This window comes from Halomonas dongshanensis (assembly GCF_024790395.1).
Taxonomy (GTDB): Bacteria; Pseudomonadota; Gammaproteobacteria; order Pseudomonadales; family Halomonadaceae; genus Vreelandella; species Vreelandella dongshanensis.
Map to the genome: position 1 here is coordinate 360,769 of NZ_JAJISC010000003.1, position 21,602 is coordinate 382,370.

Annotated in this window: 22 protein-coding genes and 1 pseudogene; 12 read left to right on the forward strand and 11 right to left on the reverse strand. The window is 60.5% G+C overall.

The window, feature by feature from the left end; translation table 11 throughout:
- Window positions 1-9 precede the first annotated feature (9 nt).
- The 3 genes from LLY24_RS08405 (at window position 10) to LLY24_RS18380 (ending at window position 1,035) form a co-directional block, all read left to right on the forward strand.
- Complete coding sequence (locus LLY24_RS08405; RefSeq protein WP_427854548.1) at window positions 10-390, forward strand: TRAP transporter large permease subunit; 381 nt, start codon at window positions 10-12, stop codon at window positions 388-390.
- Between the two features lie 4 nt (window positions 391-394).
- Window positions 395-706 (forward strand): hypothetical protein, encoded by a 312-nt coding sequence (locus tag LLY24_RS18375; protein WP_259035835.1) that lies wholly within the window; start codon window positions 395-397, stop codon window positions 704-706.
- Between the two features lie 62 nt (window positions 707-768).
- Window positions 769-1,035, forward strand: coding sequence for a helicase C-terminal domain-containing protein (locus LLY24_RS18380; RefSeq protein WP_259035836.1), 267 nt, complete (start codon window positions 769-771; stop codon window positions 1,033-1,035).
- Here the strand turns inward: LLY24_RS18380 and LLY24_RS08420 are convergent.
- Window positions 1,032-1,256, reverse strand: a complete 225-nt coding sequence (locus tag LLY24_RS08420) for a hypothetical protein (RefSeq protein ID WP_259035837.1) — start codon at window positions 1,254-1,256, stop codon at window positions 1,032-1,034. The genes LLY24_RS18380 and LLY24_RS08420 overlap by 4 nt on opposite strands.
- Before the next feature lie 29 nt (window positions 1,257-1,285).
- Window positions 1,286-2,782: a MocR-like pyridoxine biosynthesis transcription factor PdxR gene (gene pdxR, locus LLY24_RS08425; RefSeq protein WP_259035838.1), complete on the reverse strand. Its 1,497-nt coding sequence runs from the start codon at window positions 2,780-2,782 to the stop codon at window positions 1,286-1,288.
- A 107-nt stretch (window positions 2,783-2,889) separates the two neighbouring features.
- Here pdxR and LLY24_RS08430 point away from each other — a divergent pair, with 107 nt between their 5' ends.
- The 6 genes from LLY24_RS08430 (at window position 2,890) to glyA (ending at window position 8,978) form a co-directional block, all read left to right on the forward strand.
- On the forward strand, window positions 2,890-3,915 hold the full coding sequence (locus LLY24_RS08430) for a benzoate/H(+) symporter BenE family transporter (protein ID WP_259035839.1): 1,026 nt from the start codon (window positions 2,890-2,892) through the stop codon (window positions 3,913-3,915).
- Window positions 3,915-4,730: a YggS family pyridoxal phosphate-dependent enzyme gene (locus LLY24_RS08435; protein ID WP_259035840.1), complete on the forward strand. Its 816-nt coding sequence runs from the start codon at window positions 3,915-3,917 to the stop codon at window positions 4,728-4,730. Before LLY24_RS08430 ends, LLY24_RS08435 begins: the two co-directional genes overlap by 1 nt.
- Window positions 4,727-5,449 carry a glutamine amidotransferase gene (locus tag LLY24_RS08440; RefSeq protein ID WP_259035841.1) on the forward strand — a complete coding sequence of 241 codons (723 nt, stop codon included), beginning with the start codon at window positions 4,727-4,729 and terminating at the stop codon, window positions 5,447-5,449. Before LLY24_RS08435 ends, LLY24_RS08440 begins: the two co-directional genes overlap by 4 nt.
- Entirely contained in the window at window positions 5,446-6,381 is a 936-nt protein-coding gene (gene pdxK / locus LLY24_RS08445) for a pyridoxine/pyridoxal/pyridoxamine kinase (RefSeq protein ID WP_259035842.1), read from the forward strand. The genes LLY24_RS08440 and pdxK overlap by 4 nt, the downstream gene beginning before the upstream one ends.
- Window positions 6,357-7,589, forward strand: coding sequence for an aspartate aminotransferase family protein (locus tag LLY24_RS08450; RefSeq protein WP_259035843.1), 1,233 nt, complete (start codon window positions 6,357-6,359; stop codon window positions 7,587-7,589). The genes pdxK and LLY24_RS08450 overlap by 25 nt, the downstream gene beginning before the upstream one ends.
- Before the next feature lie 102 nt (window positions 7,590-7,691).
- Window positions 7,692-8,978 carry a serine hydroxymethyltransferase gene (gene glyA, locus LLY24_RS08455; protein WP_259035844.1) on the forward strand — a complete coding sequence of 429 codons (1,287 nt, stop codon included), beginning with the start codon at window positions 7,692-7,694 and terminating at the stop codon, window positions 8,976-8,978.
- 81 nt (window positions 8,979-9,059) lie between these two features.
- Here the strand turns inward: glyA and LLY24_RS08460 are convergent.
- The 3 genes and pseudogenes from LLY24_RS08460 to rnt all read right to left on the reverse strand — a co-directional run bounded on the left by LLY24_RS08460 (window position 9,060) and on the right by rnt (window position 11,855).
- Window positions 9,060-9,342 (reverse strand): annotated as a pseudogene (locus tag LLY24_RS08460) (ferredoxin family protein).
- 428 nt (window positions 9,343-9,770) lie between these two features.
- Entirely contained in the window at window positions 9,771-11,030 is a 1,260-nt protein-coding gene (locus LLY24_RS08465) for a 6-phosphofructokinase (RefSeq protein WP_259035845.1), read from the reverse strand.
- 150 nt (window positions 11,031-11,180) lie between these two features.
- Window positions 11,181-11,855, reverse strand: a complete 675-nt coding sequence (gene rnt / locus LLY24_RS08470; protein WP_259035846.1) for a ribonuclease T — start codon at window positions 11,853-11,855, stop codon at window positions 11,181-11,183.
- Between the two features lie 244 nt (window positions 11,856-12,099).
- On the opposite strand from rnt, the gene LLY24_RS08475 reads away from it, so the two are divergent.
- Both LLY24_RS08475 and LLY24_RS08480 read left to right on the forward strand, forming a co-directional pair.
- Window positions 12,100-13,320, forward strand: coding sequence for an argininosuccinate synthase (locus LLY24_RS08475; RefSeq protein ID WP_259035847.1), 1,221 nt, complete (start codon window positions 12,100-12,102; stop codon window positions 13,318-13,320).
- A gap of 59 nt (window positions 13,321-13,379) precedes the next feature.
- Window positions 13,380-13,697: an HlyU family transcriptional regulator gene (locus LLY24_RS08480; protein WP_259035848.1), complete on the forward strand. Its 318-nt coding sequence runs from the start codon at window positions 13,380-13,382 to the stop codon at window positions 13,695-13,697.
- A 98-nt stretch (window positions 13,698-13,795) separates the two neighbouring features.
- Here LLY24_RS08480 and LLY24_RS08485 read toward each other — a convergent pair whose 3' ends face one another.
- On the reverse strand, window positions 13,796-15,853 hold the full coding sequence (locus tag LLY24_RS08485; protein ID WP_259035849.1) for an exonuclease domain-containing protein: 2,058 nt from the start codon (window positions 15,851-15,853) through the stop codon (window positions 13,796-13,798).
- A complete protein-coding gene (locus LLY24_RS08490) occupies window positions 15,843-16,229 on the reverse strand; it encodes a response regulator (RefSeq protein WP_259035850.1) in 387 nt (128 codons plus the stop codon). The genes LLY24_RS08485 and LLY24_RS08490 overlap by 11 nt, the downstream gene beginning before the upstream one ends.
- Window positions 16,230-16,376: 147 nt before the next feature.
- Between LLY24_RS08490 and LLY24_RS08495 the strand changes: the two genes are divergently transcribed.
- Window positions 16,377-17,480 carry a tRNA-queuosine alpha-mannosyltransferase domain-containing protein gene (locus LLY24_RS08495; protein WP_259035851.1) on the forward strand — a complete coding sequence of 368 codons (1,104 nt, stop codon included), beginning with the start codon at window positions 16,377-16,379 and terminating at the stop codon, window positions 17,478-17,480.
- A gap of 1 nt (window position 17,481) precedes the next feature.
- Here LLY24_RS08495 and nth read toward each other — a convergent pair whose 3' ends face one another.
- The 4 genes from nth to LLY24_RS08515 form a co-directional block, all read right to left on the reverse strand.
- Entirely contained in the window at window positions 17,482-18,117 is a 636-nt protein-coding gene (gene nth, locus LLY24_RS08500; RefSeq protein WP_259035852.1) for an endonuclease III, read from the reverse strand.
- Between the two features lie 6 nt (window positions 18,118-18,123).
- Window positions 18,124-19,113 carry an RnfABCDGE type electron transport complex subunit B gene (locus tag LLY24_RS08505; RefSeq protein ID WP_259035853.1) on the reverse strand — a complete coding sequence of 330 codons (990 nt, stop codon included), beginning with the start codon at window positions 19,111-19,113 and terminating at the stop codon, window positions 18,124-18,126.
- A 26-nt stretch (window positions 19,114-19,139) separates the two neighbouring features.
- Window positions 19,140-21,167, reverse strand: coding sequence for a methionine--tRNA ligase (metG, locus tag LLY24_RS08510; RefSeq protein WP_259035854.1), 2,028 nt, complete (start codon window positions 21,165-21,167; stop codon window positions 19,140-19,142).
- Between the two features lie 98 nt (window positions 21,168-21,265).
- Window positions 21,266-21,547 carry a hypothetical protein gene (locus LLY24_RS08515; RefSeq protein WP_259035855.1) on the reverse strand — a complete coding sequence of 94 codons (282 nt, stop codon included), beginning with the start codon at window positions 21,545-21,547 and terminating at the stop codon, window positions 21,266-21,268.
- Window positions 21,548-21,602 lie beyond the last annotated feature (55 nt).

Here is a 21,602-nt window from a genome sequence, read left to right on the forward strand (position 1 = left end):
TTCGTTAGTTTGGCGGCTTCGCTGCCTGGGCTGATGATGGCAGTGATCCTCGTGACCGGGCTGATCTATCGCGAGCTCAAATGGGCCTCTTTCAAGGCAGCGGTGGGTCAAACTACCTCGCTGGTCATGATCCTAGTGGGCTGTGCCTCGGCATTTTCCTACCTGCTCGCGTTTTATAGCGTGCCGGAAATGCTCACCACTGGTTTGATCGCCATCTCCGACAAGCCCGTGGTCATTTCCCTACTGCTGAATCTGATTCTGCTGGTGCTGGGCATGATCATGGACATGGCGGCCTTGATTCTGATCTGTACGCCCATCTTCCTGCCCGTTGCGACGCAGTTCGGTATGGACCCCATTCAGTTCGGCATCATCATGATTGGGCAAGCTTGATCTTTTGAGTCACCGTGTCTGCCTGCCGCGCAACGCGGTCTGCATACTGGCGCCGAGTCCGTTCAAGCACGCCGAGGCCGGTTTGCTACGCGTGCCCAACTACGGTGCTGATCCGCGCGACAGTGCCGATCACACTGAGGCGATCATTGAACACCTGCGGAACACACTGGCTGATGAGCGTGGCAGTCTGGTGCTGTATTACTCCCGTCGACAGATGCTCGATGTTTATGTCGGGCTGTCGGTGGATTTCCGTCAGCGCGTGCTGGTACAGGGCGATCTATCCAAGCAAGAGCTAATTCGCCAGCACCGCAAGTAAGTCGATGATGATCAGCCGAGCATGGCGAGTTTTGCCCAAGGCGTTGATTTGCTCGGTAAGCATTGAGAACACGTGGTGATTGCGAAGATTTCCTTTGCCGTACCGCACGACCGATCAAAGCTGCGCTGGCAGAATGGATCGAAAAGAATGGCGGCAACCCGTTCATGGAAATCGCGGTGCCGGATGCCAGTTTGCGGCTGATTCAGGCCTGCGGTCGTTTTCTGCGAACCGAGAGCGATAGCGGCGCGGTGACGGTGCGGGGCCACCGGTTAGTGACCCAGCGCTACGGCAAGGCGATTCTCAATGCACTGCCTCCGTTCCGCCGCTAGATCGACTGAGCCATCAGTCTGGGCGATGAATAGCCGAGCGGTACCTGTACCAGCGCACAAACGACAGTAAACAGACCGATAGTAAAGCTCAGCTCGACAAAGCCGACTTGCATGGTGTCAGGTAGCAGCGGCAGCAGGGCGGGGAGTATCATGATGTGCAGATGGCTGACCAGATGGGCGGTGGATACTTGCTTCAAAAACAGATTGGGTGACGACGTCATTTCAGTCCCCCGTATTCCCCTGCCAGGGATCAGCCGCAGAGCGTATCCAGTACGGTTGCAAGTTTTTTGACTGCCGCTTCCAGTTCATGGGGTGCATGAGCGGCAAACCCCATCAGGAACCCCGCCTGGTGCCTACTTGATGCATGCAGGTCTGTTAGCCCCAACAGGTCGATGCCGACCCGGCGTGCAGATTCCACTGCCTCATGTTCGCGGAGGTCACGGGTGAACAAGCAGGGCATCTGCATACCACCTGCGGGCACGTATGGTTCCAGATAGTCAGCCAGGTGTTCTGTTATCAACTGGGCTAGTACATCGCGTCGCTTGGCATAGATGGATCGCATGGTTCGCACATGTGCGCCGAAGTGACCGTCGTCGATAAAGCGTGCCAGCGTGAGTTGTGGAATCGGTGCGCTGTGTCCGTCAAGCAAGGTGCGGGCCACGGTCATGGGGGCGACCAATGCGGAAGGCAGCACCATGTAGCCGATACGCAGCCCGGGAAATAGTGATTTGGTGAAGGTGCCGATGTAAATAGTGCGATCGTGCGGATCAAGCCCCTGTACGCAGGCGGTAGGCTTGCCTGCGTAGTGAAACTCGCTGTCGTAATCGTCCTCGATGATCCATCCTTGCTGCTGGCTGGCCCAGTCGATGACTGCCAGCCGCCGATCCAGTGCCAGTGTCGCACCGGTAGGGAACTGGTGCGATGGCGTAAGGAACACCGCCTTCGCCGCCCCATTGGGTGCCTGTGTTGACTCGAGCAGTTGGTCCACGCGCAGTCCGTCCGAGTCCACAGGGATGGGCACGCACTCCAGACCGGCAGCATCGAATGCCTTGCGCGCCCCGTGATACGCCGGATCTTCGATAAAAATCCGGTCACCAGCGTCGAGCAACACTTGGGCGCACAGGGTCAAGGCTTGCTGGGAGCTGGTCAGCACCAGTACTCGCTCAGGCGTGGCGCGTGCCCCACGTTCAAGATTGACGTAGTTGGCGATGGCGCGCCGCAGTGACTCCATGCCCTGTGGCGGGCTATGCAGCAATGCCTGCGTGCCGTAATCCTTCAACACCTGTCGCTCCAGCCGCTCCCAGGTCTGCAGTGGAAAACTGCGTGTCTCGGGGACACCTGGCGCAAAGGCACGTGGCAGCAGAAAGTCACGTACTCCACCGCCCTGAAATAGGGCGCTCCCACGCTGGCTGAGACGTGCTGTCTCGTGCTGTGTTCTGGGGCGTGCTGTATTGTCGAGGCCTTGCAGGCGTTGCGCGCGCTCTGACACAAAGCTGCCGCTACCCACCCGCCGTTCGATGAAGCCCTCCGCGTGCAGCTGGCTGTAGGCTGACTCAACCGTGTCGCGGGACACCCCCAAAGACTTTGCCAGCGCGCGTGTCGCAGGCAGCGGTCTGCCCACATCGAGCACGCCATCAAGGATCAACTGACGAATGGCCCGCTGCACACGTGCATGCAGCGGCAAGGCGGCATGCGCCGGATCACTGATCCAGGCTTTGACTGATTCAAGTTGGGTATGTCTGAACAATTGGTCTGATTCACTATGCTAAATTGGCTGGTATCGCCAGGCCATTTTAAGGGTATAAATATATTTCACAACCTGCTCAGTCATTTTTCGGGAGCCAACATCAGGCCATGTCAGCTGTCTCTTCACCTCCATTGGTTCGTGGGAGCGATTTGCTCCATCCTGTTCTGGCTGATCTGATTTCGGTCATCGTCAACTACGGTGGCACCTTCATCCTGGTGTTCCAGGCCGCCAAGGTGGCGAGGCTTGTTCCTGAGTTGACCGCCTTCTGGATGTGGTCGATTTACATAGGTGTGGGCGTGGCTGTCGGCTTGCTGATCGACATCCTGCTCCAGTTCGGTATTGGGACGTCCGGTGGAATGAGCATCGACTCGCTGCTGGCAGGGGGGCTGATCGTTACTTATCTGGTGTTTGGGCGGTTATCTACACGCTATGCGGTGGTCGGCATTCTGCTGTTGGGGCTTGGCTTTCTGCTGATTCAGGATCGTGTCGATCTGTCGGAGTTGAGGTTGGAATTGGCGACACCGGTTTTCACCATGCCGGTCTTCTCCCTCAATGCACTATTAAGCATAGCCTTGCCGCTGTTCCTGATCACCCTGACCGGACAGTACATGCCAGGCATGCTGGTATTGCGTAACGACGGTTTTAAAGCCAGTGCCAACCCGATTGTGACAGGCACCGGGCTTGGCTCGTTGCTGATGGCGCCATTCGGTTCACACGTCTTTAACATCGCCGCAATCACGGCCGCCATCTGTACTGGACAAGAGTCACACGCAGAGCCATCCAAACGTTGGATCTCCGGTATCGCTGCGACCCTGGTCGGTGTGTTCGGGATCACATTGGCTGCGGTTTTCACGGCCTTTCCGGCGACCTTTATCACCACACTGGCAGGCTTGGCGTTGCTCGGCACCATCGGTGGCAGTCTTGCCAGCGCGATGGCTGATATCAAGACCCGCGAAGCCTCGCTGATCACCCTCCTGGCCACGGCCGTCAGCATCAACCTGCTAGGTATTGGTGGTGCTTTCTGGGAGCTGGTGATCGGGCTGACAGCGTATGCGCTGCTGTATGGTCGGCTATCCCAGCGAGCATCGGAATCGACTGTCGCGTCGGCATCGACTGAAGGGAGCACACACTGATGAGTATGGTATCCGAGACCCCAACCAGCCACGACCAACACGGTCGCTACCCCGAAGCCACAACGGTTGAGGATGTTCGCCGCAATTTGGCTGCGGTACAGGCGCGGATCGTTGCCGCTTGCCAGCGCGTTGGCCGAGATCCGGCAACGGTGCGCCTGTTACCGGTCAGCAAGACCAAGCCCGAAACACGTTTACGGTTAGCCCATGCTGCAGGCTGCAGGATGCTGGGTGAAAACAAGCCGCAGGAGGCGTACCGCAAATGGACATCGATGCAGGATCTGACTGATCTGCGCTGGTCGGTCATCGGCCATCTGCAGACCAACAAGGCCAAACTTGTCGCACGTTTCGCCACTGAGTTTCATGCGCTGGACAGTGTGCGTGTCGCTGCGGCGCTGGATCATCGCCTGCAGCTGGGAGGCCGCACGCTGGACGTGTTTGTGCAGGTCAATACCTCGGGGGAGGCCAGCAAGTACGGACTCAGTCCCGACGCAGTTCCGGCCTTCCTGCAGCTGCTACCGGCATTCACGACCTTGCGGGTCCGTGGACTGATGACGCTGGCGCTGTTCTCCAGCGATGCCGAACGGGTGCGTCAGTGTTTTGTGCGGCTGCGAGAACTGCGTGATCGCCTGCGTCAGGACGCGCCGCCAGGGGTGGTGCTGGATGAGCTTTCAATGGGCATGTCTGGTGACTTCGAAATTGCTATTGAGGAAGGCGCCACCGTGGTGCGCGTCGGCCAAGCCATCTTTGGTGCCCGTCCAATGCCGGACAGCTATTACTGGCCCGGTGAACCCAGCACACAGGAACCGAAAACATGAAAACCGCCATTGCTATTCGACACCTGGCTTTTGAAGACCTCGGAACGCTGGGGCCGCTGCTGCAGGCTCGTGGCTATACCGTGCGTTATCTGGATGCCACCGTTGATAGTCTGTATGCGACCGATACGCTATCGGCCGACTTGCTGGTGCTGCTGGGTGGCCCCATCGGCGCCTTTGATGATCCCGCCTATCCTTTCATTGCTGATGAGTTGGCGGTGATCAGGCATCGCCTGGAGAGTAAGCGCCCACTGCTGGGCATTTGTCTGGGTGCTCAGTTGATTGCACGCGCTCTGGGCGCCAGTGTCAGCGGCATGGGGGCCAAGGAAATCGGCTTCGCGCCATTGACGCTCACCGCAGAGGGGAACGCTTCGCCGCTGGCAGCGCTGGGCGATGTGCCGGTGCTGCACTGGCACGGTGATCGCTTCGACATGCCCGCCGGCGCTACGCGGTTGGCGGGAACAGCCATCTGTGCCAACCAGGCTTTCAGGGTGGGTAACCACGTACTGGCCCTGCAATGCCACCTGGAGGCGGCCCCCCGGCATATTGAGCGCTGGCTGGTCGGCCATGCATGCGAACTGGCACTCGCTGGCATCGATCCGTGTGCCCTGCGTGCCGAGGCGCAGGCGTTGCAGTCCGATCTGCCGCAGGCCGCATGGGCGGCGTTTGCAGCTTGGCTGGATGAGGTTGAAGCAGCCCTATCAGGGGGGATGTCACCATGACCGCCTGCCTGTCTTTGCCCTGCTCAGTTCAAGCTTTGCCTGTCGATGTGGTGTCGGTGCAGTCACAGGTTGTGTATGGCCGGGTTGGTAACAATGTTGCCGTGCCGACGCTCGAAGCGCTGGCATTGTCGGTGGCTGCTGTTCCTACCGTTATGTTCAGCAATACGCCGCATTACCCGACAATGCACGGCGGCGCGCTGCCCCTTGAGTGGTTTGGTGGCTACCTGAATGACCTGTCGGCTCGCGGTGCGCTGCACGCCTTGCGCGGTATTCTGGTTGGCTATCTTGGTAACGCCCGGCAGGTTGATGCGCTGGCGCCCTGGATTCGGGCGCGGCAGCGGCAGCAGACCGATTTGCGTGTCGTGATTGATCCGGTGCTGGGAGATACCGATCACGGCATCTATGTCGACCCGGGTCTTGTTGATGCTTATCGCCGGGATCTGCTACCGCTGGCCGAGGGTTTGACGCCCAACGGATTCGAGCTGGGGCGCCTGACCGGGCGGGTGGTGAATGATGTTGAAAGTGTGGTTGCCGCCGCCCGCACTTTGTTGACCGGACGCACGCAATGGGTTGCCGTCACCAGTGCGGCACCTACTACCTGGGCCGCTGACGAAATGCAGGTCGTGCTCGTCACCCGCACCCAGGCCGAAGTTATCGCGCATCCACGCCTCACCACGACTCCCAAGGGCACTGGCGACCTGTTCTGTGCCAGCTTGGTCGGGCATTGGATCAATGGTGTCGATCTGTCGGAGGCGGCCACCCGCGCGTGCCGACACGTCGTTAGCGCGTTGCAGCGTACCCAGCAGGCGCAATGCGCTGAATTGCTGCTGCCCCTGACTGGCCGATGCAATGTCGGCAGGGCGGTGGCTCATGCGTCAGTCAGCAAATTTACCTATAGGATTTTTCCATGCAAGCAGTCACTTCCCATCTGATGCGCGCCTATGCTCGTCAACCGGTCTCCTTTGTGCGTGGTAACGGCGCGCAGCTCTGGGATGAACAGGGTGTTGAGTACCTGGATGCGATTGCCGGTGTCGCGGTCACCAGCCTTGGTCACGCTCATCCGGAGATTGCTGCTGTCATCGCCGATCAGGCAAAGACACTGCTTCACACTTCCAACGTGTTTGGTATCGATTGGCAGGAGCGGCTGGGAGAACGACTGTGCGCGTTGACCGGGATGCAAAGCGCCTTTTTCTGTAACTCGGGCGCCGAAGCCAACGAGACGGCTATCAAACTGGCCCGGCTGTACGCCCATCGTAAACAGGTCCTGCAGCCGCAGATACTGGTCATGGGAAATGCCTTCCATGGGCGCACCCTGGCGACACTGGCCGCCACCGACAATCCGGCTAACCGGCAGGGGTTCGGGCCGCTACCCGAGGGTTTTCTGCGTGTCCCCTACAACGACATTCGCACAGCACGCGAGGTGGCCGAACACTGCCCGGACATTGTCGCGGTGTTGATTGAGCCGGTGCAGGGTGAAGGCGGTATTCGGGTGGCCAGTGCCGACTACTTACGCGAGCTGCGCTCACTCTGTGACCAGCATGGCTGGCTGTTGATGCTGGATGAGATTCAAACCGGCCTGGGCCGCACGGGCGCTTGGTTCGGCTATCAGATAGCGGACATTGAGCCGGACGTCATAACGCTGGCAAAGGCCCTGGGTAACGGATTCCCTATCGGCGCCTGTCTGGCGCGTGGTACGGCGGCTGATATGCTTTCTCCCGGTCTGCACGGTTCTACTTTTGGCGGTAATCCGCTGGCCTGCAGAGTGGCCTTTACCGTGCTCGACATCATGGCGCGAGAGCGGTTGGCGGAACGTGCTGCGGTGCAGGGTGCTCGTCTGCTCGAGGGGTTGCAGCAGGCGCTTGGCGCTCATCCGCATGTCACTGCCATCCGTGGTCAGGGACTGATGGTAGGAATCGAGCAGGATCGGCCCTGCAAGGAGCTGGTGGGACGCGCGCTGTCCGAGCAGCAGCTGCTTATTACTGTGACCCGAGATACCGTCATTCGGCTATTGCCGCCGCTTACCTGCACTGACGAGCAAATCGACAACATTGTGCTGCGTCTTACCCGCCTGCTGTCGACGGGCACGGAGGTGGGGGCGATGACAGTTCAACCTAGCGCAGAGCTGGAGCCCGCGACCTGATGTGCGAAGTGAACCAGCAAGTGGCGGTGGGCGTAGTTGAGCTGAATGACGCCTGCCGGCCTGAATAGGCCAATCCCGAATTCCAGAGAAAGGAATAATCCCATGTACGACACCTCCCTAGCGCTCAACGACTTTGATGCAGAGCTGGCCGATGCGGTTAAGCAGGAAGAACGTCGGCAGCAAGATCACATCGAGCTGATTGCTTCCGAGAACTACGCTAGCCCGCTCGTGATGGCCATGCAGAACTCTGTATTCACCAACAAGTACGCTGAGGGCTACCCCGGTAAGCGCTATTACAGCGGCTGCGAGCATGTGGACGTTGCTGAGCGCCTTGCTATCGAACGGCTCAAGAGGCTGTTCGACTGCGATTATGCCAACGTCCAGCCCCATGCCGGTGCTCAGGCCAACGCGGCCGTATTTCTGGCGCTAACCAAACCAGGCGATACGGTGATGGGCATGAATCTGGCACAGGGTGGCCATCTTACCCACGGCAATCCGTCCAACTTCTCGGGTCGCCTTTACAAGATCGTGCCTTACGGGCTTAACCCGGAGACCGGGCTGATCGACTATGACGAGATGGAACGCATCGCTCTGGAAGCCCGGCCCAAGATGCTGATCGGAGGCTTTTCCGCCTATTCGCGTTACAAGGACTGGGCGCGCATGCGCTCGATCGCCGATAAGGTGGGCGCCATCTTTTGGGTGGACATGGCTCACGTGGCTGGACTGGTCGCGGCGGGGGAGTACCCCAATCCGCTGCCCTATGCCCATGTCGTCACTAGCACCACCCACAAGACGCTGCGCGGCCCACGCGGCGGCATCATTCTGGCCAAAGGTCAGGGTGATGACTTTTACAATAAGCTCGACTCCGCTGTATTCCCGGGCACCCAGGGCGGCCCGCTGATGCATGTCATCGCCGCCAAAGCCATCGCCTTCAAGGAGGCGCTGCGGCCGGAGTTCAAGATCTACCAACGCCAAGTGGTTGCCAACGCCCGGGCGATGGCGGCCGTGCTTCAGCAGCGTGGCTACAAGATCGTCTCGGGCGGCACCGACAACCACCTGATGCTCATCGATCTTTCCGCCAGGCCTTACACAGGCAAGGAGGCCGATGCGGCCCTGGCGGATGCCTACATCACGACGAACAAAAACTCGGTGCCCAATGACCCGCGCCCACCTTTTGTCACCTCAGGCATACGCATTGGTACGCCAGCCTTAACCACGCGCGGCTTTGGGATCGCCGAGTGCGAACAGGTGGCGGGTTGGTTGTGCGACGTGCTGGATGCAATGGCAACCGGTGTCGACGAACTGACCGTAGTGCGTGACCGGATGCGGGAGGAGGCGGTGGCGTTGTGTCGCCGTTATCCGGTATATGGCCCATGCACGTGTGATTGATTGCGGGAGTCGGGTTGCCGAGCACTGCTGTGCTAGGAAAATTCAGTGCTCCAGGTATTGCAGCTTTTCCGGTACTCCATCTCACTTTTCTGCGTCGGGCAGGGAGTCTTCTTCCCGGTGATGTTCGCCAAACTTCGGCCAGGTCATCGTTCAGCTCAATGTACTCGTCCATGCCTTCGGGAATCTCGTCCTCGGAGAAGATCGTACTGGCTGGGCACTATGATTCACACAGGGCGCAGTCGATTCACTCATCCGGGCGGATAACCAGGAAGTTCGAAGCTTCGTAGAACTAATCGCCCGGGCAGGCATGAACCCAATCGGCGGACTTGCACTTGATGCAGTTGCCGGTAACAACAAAGGTTATGGTCATGTCTCCATTGTATCAGGCGAGAAAAAGCTGGCGCGTCGTCTATTAGTTTTTGGAGGGTATAGGGTAATGCCAGTCAATTAAGCTGACTGGCATTTTTATCTTCGACAAGAATACTTTGTCTTCCGCCGTTTCAGGCTTTCGGGAACCACCGATCAGGCCTGCGATGAGGCAGGACATATTGTGCCTGTAGTCTTGCCAGAAACTGACAATTCGGGGATCAAGCAGCTTGCCGAGCCATTCATGTGCATGAAAGTGTGCAGCCATTCGTGGGTAAGGGACAACACTCCTGGCAGGCGCATAAAAAAATCCGATGCTCGTTTCCAAACATCGAATTTTGCGGCTTCAGGACTAAAGGTCAATGCCTCAGTGTGCTATGAAGCGGCATTCACGACATGGCGCTAGCGCTTACAGCGTATTGGCATTTATAGCGTAAAGGTGGGCAGCTTCTGCTCGACCTTGGCGAGTTTCAGCGTGGCCACTTTGGGCAGGCCGTTTTCGAAGGGCGGGAAGTCTTCACCCTGGATCAGCGGCGAGAGGTAGTCACGGCAGGCGTCGGTGATGGCCAGGCCGTTGTCGCTGATGAAATCGCGCGGCATGAATTTCTCTTGGTTGGCGATCTGGGCAAGCGGCGCCGAGATCACGTCCCACTGGTAGGGGGCGGAGCTGATACGGCGAATTGCAGGCATCATCGAGTTCTTGCCCGCGAGCGCCAGAGCAACGGCTTCGCGACCCACGGCGTAAGCCTGCTCGACGTCGGTTTTGGAGGCCAGATGGCGCGCGGCACGCTGCAGGTAGTCCGCCACTGCCCAGTGGTACTTGTAGCCCAAATCCTGTTTGATCATACCGGCAAGGGTGGGAGCAACGCCGCCCAGTTGGCGGTGGCCGAAGGCATCGGTGTTACCTGCATCCGCCAGGAAGGTGCCATCTTCGTAGCGTGCGCCTTCGGAAACCACGATGACGCAGTAGCCGTTTTGCTGCACGCTCTCCTCGACTCGCGCCATGACCTTTTTACGATCGAAAGGCACCTCGGGGAAGATGATCAAGTGCGGCGGCTGGTTGGCGCCTTCTCCGGCAAGCCCGCCAGCGGCGGCGATCCAGCCCGCATGACGACCCATCACTTCGAGGACGAATACCTTGGTAGAGGTAGCGCACATCGAGGCGATATCCAGCGACGCTTCCCGCGTAGAGGTGGCTATGTACTTGGCCACGCTGCCAAAGCCCGGGCTGTTGTCGGTGATCGGCAGGTCGTTGTCGACGGTCTTGGGAACGTGGATCGCGGTGAGTGGGTAGCCCAGCTTTTCGGAAAGCTGCGAGACCTTGAGGCAGGTGTCGGCGCTATCGCCGCCGCCGTTGTAGAAGAAGTAACGAATGTCGTGGGCCTTGAAGACCTCGATCAGGCGCTCGTACTGAGCCCGGTGAGTATCGATGTCCTTGAGCTTATAGCGACAAGAGCCAAAGGCCCCACCGGGGGTGTGGCGCAGCGCGGCGATGGTTTCGTCGCTCTCCTGGGTCACGTCGATGAGATCCTCGGTCAGCGCGCCGATGATACCGTTATGACCGGCGTATACCTTGCCAATGCGATCGGGCGCCTGGCGGCAGGCTTCGATGACGCCGCAGGCGCTGGCGTTGATCACGGCGGTTACGCCGCCGGATTGAGCGTAGAAGGCATTATGCTGAGCCATGAAAACTCTCATCATTTGAAGGTGAAGGTTCAAGAAATTCTGCTGGGCGGCGCGCCAAACGCCTGCCGCAACCGGCGCAGTTTAGCCTAAACGCCTAGCGGCTGCACCTTGGCGGCGGAAAGGCTCGGCGTTGGCAAAGCGCGTTAGGGGTTAGCCTTCGTCGCTGACGTCCAGCGCCTGTTCGCGCAGGGCCAGATCCCAACCGCCGAGGTCCTTGTAGCGGTTGACCATGGCGCAAAAGAGCTCTGCCGTGCGCTCGGTGTCGTAGCGCGCCGAGTGGGCGGCTTTGTTATCGAACTCGATACCCGCGGCGCGACAGGCGCGAGCGAGTACCGTCTGGCCGTAGACCAAACCGGCGAGGGTGGCGGTATCGAAGCTCGAAAATGGATGGAAGGGGTTACGCTTGCTCCCGCAGCGCATTGCTGCCGCGTTGAGAAAGCCGTGATCGAAGGCGGCGTTATGGCCGACCAAGATTGCCCGAGTGCAGCCGTGTGACTTTAGCGACTTACGGATGGGGCGAAAGATTTCGCCCAGGGCTTCGCTTTCGGAAAGCGCTACCTGTTGGCGCAGCGGGTCATCGAGATTGATGCCGGTGAAGTCTAGCGCCGACTGCTCGATGTTGGCGCCCTCGAAAGGGTGAACGTGGTAGGCATAGGTAGCGTCAGGCAGGAGGTTGCCGTCGGCGTCCATGGTTAGAGTAACCGCTGCGATTTCGAGAAGTGCATCACGTTGGGCATTGAAGCCGCCCGTCTCGAGGTCGACGACGACCGGCAGGTAGCTGCGAAAGCGCTGGGCCATCAATTCGCGAGCCAGGGTTTCGCTCATGCAGTTCTCCTTAAGTGCAGCGAGTAGTAGGTGCAGCGAGTATGTTAAGTGCGGTGAGTAGCGTCGGTGCTACAACGCATACAACGCACGGGCGCCGCGCTGGGGAAGATTCTAGCAGCTTTGCCGCCCGGGCGTCCGTTGACGGTATTCGTTGCCTGCAGAGAACGCTATACTCGACGCGTATGTTCTAACGGTGGCGTCGCGCTCGGCTGCGGCGCCTTTATAGTGAAGCGAGGAGCAAAGAATGTCCGATGTCAAAAAGGTTGTGCTGGCGTACTCCGGCGGCCTGGACACGTCCGTAATCGTCAAGTGGTTGCAAGAGACCTACAACTGCGAGGTGGTGACCTTTACCGCCGACATCGGCCAGGGTGAAGAAGTCGAACCGGCACGCGCCAAAGCGCAGGCGCTGGGTGTGAAAGAGATCTACATCGAAGATCTGCGCGAAGAGTTCGTGCGCGATTACGTCTTCCCCATGTTCCGTGCTAACACCATCTACGAAGGCGAGTACCTGCTGGGTACCTCCATCGCTCGCCCCTTGATCGCTAAGCGTTTGATCGAGATCGCCAATGAGACCGGCGCCGACGCCATCTCCCACGGTGCTACCGGTAAAGGCAACGACCAAGTGCGCTTCGAGCTCGGCGGCTATGCGCTCAAGCCCGGCGTCAAGGTCATCGCGCCGTGGCGCGAGTGGGATCTCACCTCACGTGAGAAGCTCATGGCCTACTGCGAAGAGCACAGCATCCCGGTCGATTTCTCCAATAAGAAAAAGAAATCGCCGTACTCCATGGATGCCAACCTGCTGCACATCTCCTACGAGGGCGGCATTCTGGAAGATCCCTGGGCCGAAGCCGAAGAGGACATGTGGCGCTGGAGCGTTTCTCCCGAAGCGGCCCCGGACACTCCGACGTACGTCGAGCTCACCTTCGAGCAGGGTGATATCGTCGCCATCGACGGCGAAGCCCTAAAGCCTCACGAAGTACTGGAAAAACTCAACAAGCTCGGCGGCGACAACGGCATTGGCCGTCTCGACATCGTCGAGAACCGCTACGTGGGCATGAAGTCGCGCGGCTGCTACGAAACTCCCGGGGGTAGCATCATGCTGCGCGCCCATCGCGCCATCGAGTCATTGACGCTCGACCGCGAAGAAGCGCACCTAAAAGACCAACTGATGCCCAAGTACGCCGAAGTGATCTACAACGGCTACTGGTGGAGCCCGGAGCGCCGCATGCTGCAGGCGGCCATCGACGAAACCCAGAAAAACGTCTCTGGCGTCGTGCGCATGAAGCTCTACAAGGGCAGCGCCTCCGTGGTAGGGCGTAAGTCAGAGCAGTCGCTGTTCGACGAGTCCATCGCGACCTTCGAAGACGATGCTGGCGCCTACAACCAGAAAGACGCCGAAGGCTTCATCAAGCTGAACGCACTGCGTCTGCGCATCGCCGCAGGCAAGGGCCGTCAGCAGAGCTGAGCCCATGCGGGCGAGCAGCCATGCCGCTCGCCCGCGACACGTCTGCCAGGGAGCCTCTCATGTTCAAGAAACTCTTCAGCGCATTTACCCAGCGCCCGCGAGACGCCAAGCCTGCAAGCGCCCCCGCGGAACCCGTTAGCTACAAGCAGTATGAAATCATCGCCCAGCCAGTCGCGCAGGGTGGTCAATACCGCGTCAGCGGCCTCATTCGCCTTGGCGGCTACGATGGCGCCCCTGTCCAGGAGCACCGCTTCGAGCGCTCGGACGTTCTTCCTTCCCGCGACGCCAGCGAGGCGATGACCATCACCAAAGCCCAGCGCTTCATCGACGAAGTGGGCGAGCAAATGTTCGACGCCGATCCACGCCAAACCCGCTAATACCTGCTTTTGGTGAGCGCCTTTTCATTCGGGCGCCTCGCTATTGTTTACGCATCCCCCTCATTTTTTCGATTATCTCTGTCGTTCACCCTGTGTACTCAGTGCGCACTCGCATCTTCTCGATCCAAGGCGCTGGCTTGTAGTGCCAGAGCGCCTTCCAGGGTGGCGATGCCGCGTGCTTCCAAGCGGGGAAGTAGCGCGAGCCAGAGCGTGGCGGTAGTTTGGGCGTCGCCCAGTGCGGTATGCCGAGAGCCGGGAGCAGAGGGTAGGTCATAGCGCTGCGCTAGGCTGTCGAGGTCGTGCCCGTCGAGGGCGCTATCGAGCGCACGGGAGAGCAGCAGCGTATCGAGCACTGGCGTATCGAAAGTGGTTTTGGCATGACTGAGCGCCAGCATATCGAAGGCGGCGTTGTGAGCCAGCAGTACGGCATTACCTACGTAGGCGTGGAACTCCTCGACAACCCTATCGAGCGGCGGGGCATCCGCCACGTCGGCATCGGTAATACCATGAATGGCGGTGCTAGTAGGCGGAATCGAGCGCCCAGGATGAACGTAGCGATCGAAGGTATCGCGTGCCAGTAAGCGTTGGTTGACGATCCGACAGGCGCCGATGCTTACGATACGGTCGTTGCGGCGTAGTTCGAGCCCAGTGGTTTCGGTATCGAAGGCGACGATTTCCAAGCTTGCCAGCGGGCAGCGGGCGAGCTGCTCGCTGGGTGGCGGTAGATCGGCGATGCCGAAGTCGTGAAATTCGGGACGGGGGGGCTTATTGCGCCGAGGCGGTGGCGCGCCCTCGAGCGGGGGGAGGGCTAGTCGTAGGCGCGCATGGCAGCCGTCGTCGTCATCAAGGCTCCAGGCGTCGCTGGCGTGCTGGCGCAGGATATCGGCAACGGTCGGCGCCAGCGGTAGAGCGGCTAGGCGCTCGCTTTTCCACGTCTGAAGCGTCGATTCAGTTAGCGGTGCGCCTGGCCAGCGCAAATCGAGCAATATACACCCGTGGGCAGGCTGAACTTCGGCCTCGAAGAGGCAATGGGGCATGCGTTCGTTGAGGGTGGCGACGATGGCCGAGAGTAGAACGATGAGCGAGGGCGCATCGCCCAAAAACCAGCCGGGCTCGCCGATAGGGGTGATCAGCCGGTGCGCTGGGTCGATATACTCGTCCAGCGTCTGCCAGAAATCGTTCGACCACTGCGGCGAGAAGCGCTCGCTCTGACGCTGTAGGGTTTCGAGCAGCGCCCCAGCGGCATGCAGCTCTTTGCCTAAGCGCTCGCTTTGGTCGATCAGCGTGCGCTGAAAGCGCGCGCGCAGCGCGGTGGCGCTTGCTGACGCATCCAGAGTATCGAGCGCTTCGGCCGTAAGCCCAAGGCGAAAAGCATGGTGACGCAGGCGGGGAAGCAGGGCGGTGAGCTCGGCGCGGGTGCCCATCTCACTCGACCATGCGGTGGTGGCATCGGCAAAGGTGAAGAGCATCTCGCCACGGCTATCGGGCAGGCGCCTGGCGATCAACCGAACCCAGCGCTTGGGGCCGGGGATGAGAAACTCCCGCGGCGCGCCCGAGGTGGGCAACTGATCGAGCGCGCGTAGGGTGCTGCCTAAGGGCACCAACACTTCCAGGCACTTGCCTAGCCCAAGCCCGCTCTCGCCGTGGAAGAAGCGTTCGGCCGATTGGTTGAAGAGCATCTGGCGGCGATGGCGGTCGCATAGAAGCAGCGGCGTTTCGAGCGTTTGCAGCAGCGCTTCGAGCTCGCGGCGTATCTTGGCGGCGTTACGTGCGCCTTCGGCGCGGGCTCGGGTGATGCGGGCTTGGTCGTGCTGCCAGGCGCCGTGTATGCGCTCAAGGTCTGGGGCAAGAGCGTTAAGCCAACCTTGCGGCGCCTCCAGCGTAGACGTAGCGGGGTTGGCTACCCAGCGGGCCAGTTGGCCCTGCAGATGGCGAAGCGGGGTAAAAAGGCGTCGTTCGAGCCAAAGCCCTAGCAGCAGCAGAGTGACGCCGCCGCTGAGCGAGGCCAGCCAGAGGGCAAGGCGCTGCCAACCGTTAAGGTTCAGGTGGCTATCGAGCCAAGCAGCAAAAAGCGTGCCGCCAAGTAGGCTCACGCCGCTGATGAGCAGCCAAGCCCCGACGAGGCGCTGACGGCGAGGAAGCCCGTTATTTGTCATCGTGCGCCTCTTCTACGGGCGCGAGCAGGCGCTGGATCGCTTGGTTAAGCGTTGCAAAGGTGAAGGGCTTGACGAGGCACATGTTAGCGCCTAACGCGTGGGCCTTGAGCCACTCTGCTTGACGGCCATGAGTGCTTAGCAGAATCACCGGCAGTAACGCTGTGGCAGGCTCTTCGCGCAGCGCCTGTAGGAGGGCGAAGCCGCTAATGTGTTTGAGGTCGGTATCGAGCAGAAGCAGATCGGGAGGTGTCGCGCTCAGCGTCTCAGCGGCTGTATCTGAGGCAACCGGTTTCACCGTATAGCCCTCGCGGGTGAGTAAGTGTGCAAGCGCCGTGACGCTATCCGTATCGTCGTCGATCACCCCAAGCGTATGCATCTGCCCTCCTAGCCGGTTGCCCACGGGCCATCTCTGCGCCGCTCAATCAGTCTAGGGAGCGCTATGCGGCACGCCAAGGCGACCTTGGGCTGATGCGCAGCGCCTTCTGTGCTACAAAGCCCGCTGACACTGGGTTAGAGGCAACGCATGCGGGTATTGTTATTGTCGGCGTACGCCGCCGTGAGCCATCGCTATTGGGCCGAGAGCCTGATGGATCAACTGCCCGACAACGAGTGGACGCTACTCGAACTGCCGCCGCGCTACTTCTCCTGGCGCATTCGGGGCAACCCTCTCACCTGGATGCTAAGCGAGCATGCCACGCTAAGCCGTACGTACGACGTCGTCTTGGCAACCTCGATGGTGGATCTGGCGACCTTGACCGGGCTCTATCCCCAGTTGGGGCAGGCGCGGCGTATCGTCTACTTTCATGAAAACCAGTTCGCCTACCCCGAATCGCTTCAGCAGCAGCCTCAGGTCGAGGCTAAGATGGTCAATCTCTACAGCGCGTTGGCCGCCGATGAGGTCGTTTTCAATACGGCGTACAACCGCGATGCGTTCGTTGCGGGCGTTCGCGCCTTTCTAAAGCGCCTGCCAGAAAAGTTACCTATCGCTGAGCGCCTCGATGCCCTTAAGGCGCGCGCTCGTGTGCTGCCCGTGCCGCTACTGCCGCTCTCTACGCTTTCCGGTTCGCTGCCGAATACTTCCACGCGGGTAGCAGGGCGGATCATCTGGAATCATCGTTGGGAGTACGACAAGAATCCTGAGGATTTCTTCGCTGCGCTCATGGCGCTGAGCGAGGCGGGAGTGGGCTTCGAGCTTGCGGTGATGGGGCAGCGCTTTCGTCAGTTGCCGCCGATCTTTGCGACGGCGCGTGAACGCTTGGCCGCGCACATCGTCGCCTGGGGGCCGCAGCCACAGGCTAAGTATCAGGCGCTACTCGACAGTGGCGATATCGTCGTCTCGACGACGTGGCACGAATTTCAGGGGCTGGCGATCATGGAGGCGGCTCAGCGCGGCGCTTTGCCCCTGGTTCCCGATCGCCTCTGTTTTCCCGAACTTTATGGCCCCGCTTACCGCTACGACGGCACGCGCGCAGGGCTCGAAAAAACGCTGTGCACATGGCTCGAAGCGCCTGCTTCGCGGCCTGGCATCATGCCCACGATGGCGTGGGAGTGGCCCGAATGGCGTAGCGCCTATCGTGCGCTGCTGACGGGCACGGGCGATGCTTCACGGACTTTGTCGCAGGGGTGATTTACAGCTCGATCTTATCGGGGAATTCGCAAAGATCTTCGATCAGGCAACTGCCGCAGCGCGGCTTGCGCGCGATACAGGTATAGCGTCCGTGTAGGATCAACCAGTGATGGGCGTCTTGCTTGAACACCTTGGGTACGTGGCGCAGTAGCTTCTGCTCGACCTCAACGACGTCTTTGCCTTTAGCGATGCCGGTGCGGTTGGAGACGCGAAAGATGTGCGTATCCACGGCGATGGTGGGCTGGCCGAAGGCGGTGTTGAGGATGACGTTGGCGGTCTTACGCCCAACGCCTGGGAGCGCTTCGAGCGCTTTGCGGGTCTTGGGCACCTCGCCCTGATGTTGATCGACGAGCAAATGGCAGGTCTTCATCAAGTTGACGGCCTTGGTGTTGTAAAGGCCGATGGTCTTGAGGTACTCCTTGAGTGACTCGATGCCTAAATCGATGATGGCTTGGGGCGTGTTGGCCACGGGAAAGAGCCGTGCGGTGGCCTTGTTGACGCCAACGTCGGTAGCCTGGGCCGAGAGTAGCACCGCAGCCAGCAGCTCGAAGGGCGTGCTCCAGTTGAGCTCGGTGGTAGGGTGCGGGTTGGCCGCCTGTAGGCGGCGAAAGATCTCGAAGCGCTTCTGGGCGTTCATTCGGGCTTATACATCCGATACCAGGGCCCGGCGGGCCGTATTGACCACCTGCTGGGCTTCATGGAGTTGACGTTCGCAGTGAGCAATGGCAGCGCTGTCTTGCTGACGCTGGGCATGGCGCATCTGCTGTCTAACGTGGGCAAGCGACTGCTCGGCGGCTTTGAGCGCTAGGCGTTTTTGCTGTGAAGCGCCGCTTGCTTGGCGGGACGCTTGAGCGTTTGGCTCGATTCGGGCAAGTGCTACGTCCATGGCGTCCAGTGCTTGCCGCTGCACGGCGAGACGCTCGGCAAGGGTAGGCCGTTCGGCATCGCTTGCTTCGGCGTGCTGGCGCTCCAGGCGCTTGATGGCGGCCACCAGACGCATGCGCTTTGCCCGCGAAGGCGCAGGAGGCGTTGTGGCTTCTTGCCTTGGGCTTGGCGCGTTAGGCGGCGTTACGGCAGCCGGTGTGGCCTGGGCGCGCCGCGCTCTACGCGCCTGGCGCGTGCGGACTTCGGCGTTAAGGCGCTGGTTGCGCGCCTCGAAACGCTGGCGACCCAAGCGTGCGCGGCGGGCAAGGTAGGCCTGACGTTCGCTATCGTCGTTGGCGGCCTGCCACTGCGGGTGCGGCAGCAGGTCGATACAGTCTACCGGGCAGGGCGCCACGCATAGTTCGCAGCCGGTGCATTCGGTCTCGATCACCGTGTGCATCTGCTTGGCGGCGCCGAGAATGGCGTCCACCGGGCAGGCCTGAATGCACTTTGTGCAGCCAATACACTCCGCTTCGCGGATAGACGCCAGCATGGGTAGTTGCGCAGGCTGCTCAAGCGGCAGTGGTGCTTGCCCGGTAAGCTTGGCCAATTGGTAGAGCGTGGCTACGCCGCCCGGGGGGCAGCGGTTGATGGGTTCGCCTTTTGCGATGGCTTCGGCGTAGGGGCGGCAGCCGTTGAAGCCGCACTTGCCGCACTGCGTTTGTGGCAGTGCGGCATCGACGGCGTCGATTAGCATAGAGGACGGCATGGAAGACGAGGGGCTCACGAACGACCTCAGACGACGCGCTGACCCGGTTCGGCGCCGGCATCCGGCGACAGCAGGTAGATACCATCGTCGTTACCCGCCGCCAGCACCATGCCTTCGGACATGCCAAAGCGCATCTTGCGCGGAGCAAGGTTGGCGACCATCACCGTCAGGCGCCCTTCGAGGGCCTCAGGCGCGTAGGCCGAACGAATGCCCGAGAAGACGTTGCGCGTTTCACCGCCAAGATCCAGCGTCAGTTGCAGGAGCTTGTCGGCACCCTCGACGTACTGCGCCTTGGCAATGCGTGCGACGCGTAAGTCGACTTTGATGAAGTCGTCGAAGCTGATTTCGTCGGCGATGGGCGTTTCCATGAGCGGTCCCTTAGGCGTGGATTTGAGTTTCTGCTCTTCGACGAGATCCTCCTTGGAGGCCTCGATCATGGCATCGATGCGCTCGCGCTCCACCCGCGTCATTAGTGGCTTGAATTTTTCGATGGCGTGATCGAGCAGCACGGCGTGGCGGCTTTCCCAGTCGAGGCTTTCGACGTTGAGGAACGCGCGCGCTTGGCTGGCCATTTCCGGCACCACCGGCGCTAAGTAGACCATTAGCTGGCGGAAGAGGTTGATACCCACCGAACAGATTTCTACCACCTCTTCATCAAAGCCTTCTTGCTTGGCCAGCGCCCAGGGCGCTTTATCGGCGATATAGGTGTTGGCGTCGTCGGCGAGCTCCATGATCTTGCGCATTGCGCGGCTGAATTCGCGCGCTTCGAAGTCCTCGGCGATGTCGTCACCGGCGGTGATGAAACGGGCCACGAGCTCGGGCTCGGCGCAGTGCGCGGCGAGCTTGCTGCCGCCGAGCTTCTTGATGAACCCGGCGCAGCGGCTGGCGATGTTGACCACCTTGCCCACCAGGTCCGCATTGACCCGAGCGGCGAAGTCGTCGAGGTTCAAGTCGAGATCATCGACCTTTGAGGTCAGCTTGGCGGCGAAGTAGTAGCGCAGATACTCGGGGTTGAGGAACTGGGCGTAGGTGCCGGCTTTGATGAAGGTGCCGCGCGACTTCGACATCTTGGCGCCATCGACGGTCAGAAAGCCGTGGCAGTTGACTGCTGTTGGCGTGCGCATGTCGGCACCGTGGAGCATGGCTGGCCAGAACAGGGCGTGGAAGTAGACGATGTCCTTGCCGATGAAGTGGTAGACCTCGGCGCTCGAGTCCTTCTGCCAGAAGGCGTCGAAGTCGATGCCTTCGCGCTCGCACAGGTTTTTGAAGCTCGCCAGATAGCCAATCGGCGCATCGAGCCAGACATAGAAGTACTTGCCGGGCGCATCGGGAATCTCGAAGCCGAAGTAGGGCGCATCGCGGGAGATGTCCCACTCGTTGAAGCCCGATTCGAACCACTCCATGAGCTTGTTACGGATCTGCGGCTGGACGTGGCCGTCGTTGATCCAGGCGTTGAGGAAGTCGGCGAAGTCCGGCAGCTTGAAGAAGTAGTGAGTGGAGCTGCGCACTTCGGGCGTGGCGCCTGAGATCGCCGATACCGGATCGATCAGCTCGGCCGGGGTGTAGGTCGCGCCACACTTCTCGCAGTTGTCGCCGTACTGGTCGTCGGCGTGGCACTTGGGACAGGTGCCCTTGATGAAGCGGTCGGCAAGAAACAGTCCCTTGACCGGATCAAACATCTGCTCGATGTCGCGCGTGGCGATGTGGCCCTTGTCGCGCAGGCGGGTATAGATCAGCGCGCTGAGCTCGCGGTTTTCTTCGGAGTGGGTGGAGTGGTAATTGTCGAAGTTGACCCCAAAGCGAGCGAAGTCGGCCTGATGATCGCGTGAGACGCGCTCGATCAGCGCTTCCGGGGTGATTCCTTCCTGCTCTGCGCGCAGCATGATGGCGGTGCCATGGGCGTCATCGGCGCAGACGTAGTAGCAGCGCTCGCCGCGGCTTTTCTGAAAGCGTACCCAGATATCGGTCTGGATGTACTCGAGCAGGTGGCCAAGGTGGATGTCGCCGTTGGCGTAGGGCAGGGCGCTGGTCACCAGTATGTTGCGAGTCGACATGGCGTTTCTGAATTCCGATCAAATAAACAAAAGGGCGAAACGCCGTTAGCTAACCGGGTTTCGCCAGGGCGTATCACCGAGCGTAGGGGGAAGCGCGATCAGTAGAGCGCCTGCTCCTCCTGCACCACTTCGCGCAAGAGCTCGAGAAAGAGCTTGTCGGCATCGGAGTGGTCGGCAGGGTCTTCGGGAATGTGCACGCTGGTGGTGTCTGAGATTTCGTTGGCGATGCGCGCCATGGCCGCTGGGCTAGAGCCCTCGCCAAGCTCGGCGCGGGCGATGGCGAGCGAGCGTTCGAGAATCTGGGGGTCTTGCAGCAGCTTACGAATGAAGCCGCGTAGCTCGTTGATGATACGCGTTTTCTGAATTTCTGAGGCGGACATGGAAGCTCTCCCTTCACGGCGCGCCGGGCGCTGCCCGGCGGTACGGTTTATGCGT

What these genes read in the sequence shown, in the direction of transcription:
- LLY24_RS08430 (WP_259035839.1), top strand. Translation starts at nt 2,890, where the DNA reads ATGTCAGCTGTCTCTTCACCTCCATTGGTTCGTGGGAGCGATTTGCTC.
- LLY24_RS08475 (WP_259035847.1), top strand. Translation starts at nt 12,100, where the DNA reads ATGTCCGATGTCAAAAAGGTTGTGCTGGCGTACTCCGGCGGCCTGGAC.
- metG (WP_259035854.1), bottom strand. Translation starts at nt 21,167, where the DNA reads ATGTCGACTCGCAACATACTGGTGACCAGCGCCCTGCCCTACGCCAAC.
- pdxK (WP_259035842.1), top strand. Translation starts at nt 5,446, where the DNA reads ATGACCGCCTGCCTGTCTTTGCCCTGCTCAGTTCAAGCTTTGCCTGTC.
- LLY24_RS08420 (WP_259035837.1), bottom strand. Translation starts at nt 1,256, where the DNA reads ATGACGTCGTCACCCAATCTGTTTTTGAAGCAAGTATCCACCGCCCAT.
- LLY24_RS08440 (WP_259035841.1), top strand. Translation starts at nt 4,727, where the DNA reads ATGAAAACCGCCATTGCTATTCGACACCTGGCTTTTGAAGACCTCGGA.
- LLY24_RS08490 (WP_259035850.1), bottom strand. Translation starts at nt 16,229, where the DNA reads ATGCATACGCTTGGGGTGATCGACGACGATACGGATAGCGTCACGGCG.
- LLY24_RS08505 (WP_259035853.1), bottom strand. Translation starts at nt 19,113, where the DNA reads ATGCCGTCCTCTATGCTAATCGACGCCGTCGATGCCGCACTGCCACAA.
- glyA (WP_259035844.1), top strand. Translation starts at nt 7,692, where the DNA reads ATGTACGACACCTCCCTAGCGCTCAACGACTTTGATGCAGAGCTGGCC.
- LLY24_RS08485 (WP_259035849.1), bottom strand. Translation starts at nt 15,853, where the DNA reads ATGACAAATAACGGGCTTCCTCGCCGTCAGCGCCTCGTCGGGGCTTGG.
- LLY24_RS08450 (WP_259035843.1), top strand. Translation starts at nt 6,357, where the DNA reads ATGCAAGCAGTCACTTCCCATCTGATGCGCGCCTATGCTCGTCAACCG.
- nth (WP_259035852.1), bottom strand. Translation starts at nt 18,117, where the DNA reads ATGAACGCCCAGAAGCGCTTCGAGATCTTTCGCCGCCTACAGGCGGCC.
- rnt (WP_259035846.1), bottom strand. Translation starts at nt 11,855, where the DNA reads ATGAGCGAAACCCTGGCTCGCGAATTGATGGCCCAGCGCTTTCGCAGC.
- LLY24_RS08480 (WP_259035848.1), top strand. Translation starts at nt 13,380, where the DNA reads ATGTTCAAGAAACTCTTCAGCGCATTTACCCAGCGCCCGCGAGACGCC.
- LLY24_RS08515 (WP_259035855.1), bottom strand. Translation starts at nt 21,547, where the DNA reads ATGTCCGCCTCAGAAATTCAGAAAACGCGTATCATCAACGAGCTACGC.
- LLY24_RS08435 (WP_259035840.1), top strand. Translation starts at nt 3,915, where the DNA reads ATGAGTATGGTATCCGAGACCCCAACCAGCCACGACCAACACGGTCGC.
- LLY24_RS08495 (WP_259035851.1), top strand. Translation starts at nt 16,377, where the DNA reads ATGCGGGTATTGTTATTGTCGGCGTACGCCGCCGTGAGCCATCGCTAT.
- LLY24_RS08465 (WP_259035845.1), bottom strand. Translation starts at nt 11,030, where the DNA reads ATGGCTCAGCATAATGCCTTCTACGCTCAATCCGGCGGCGTAACCGCC.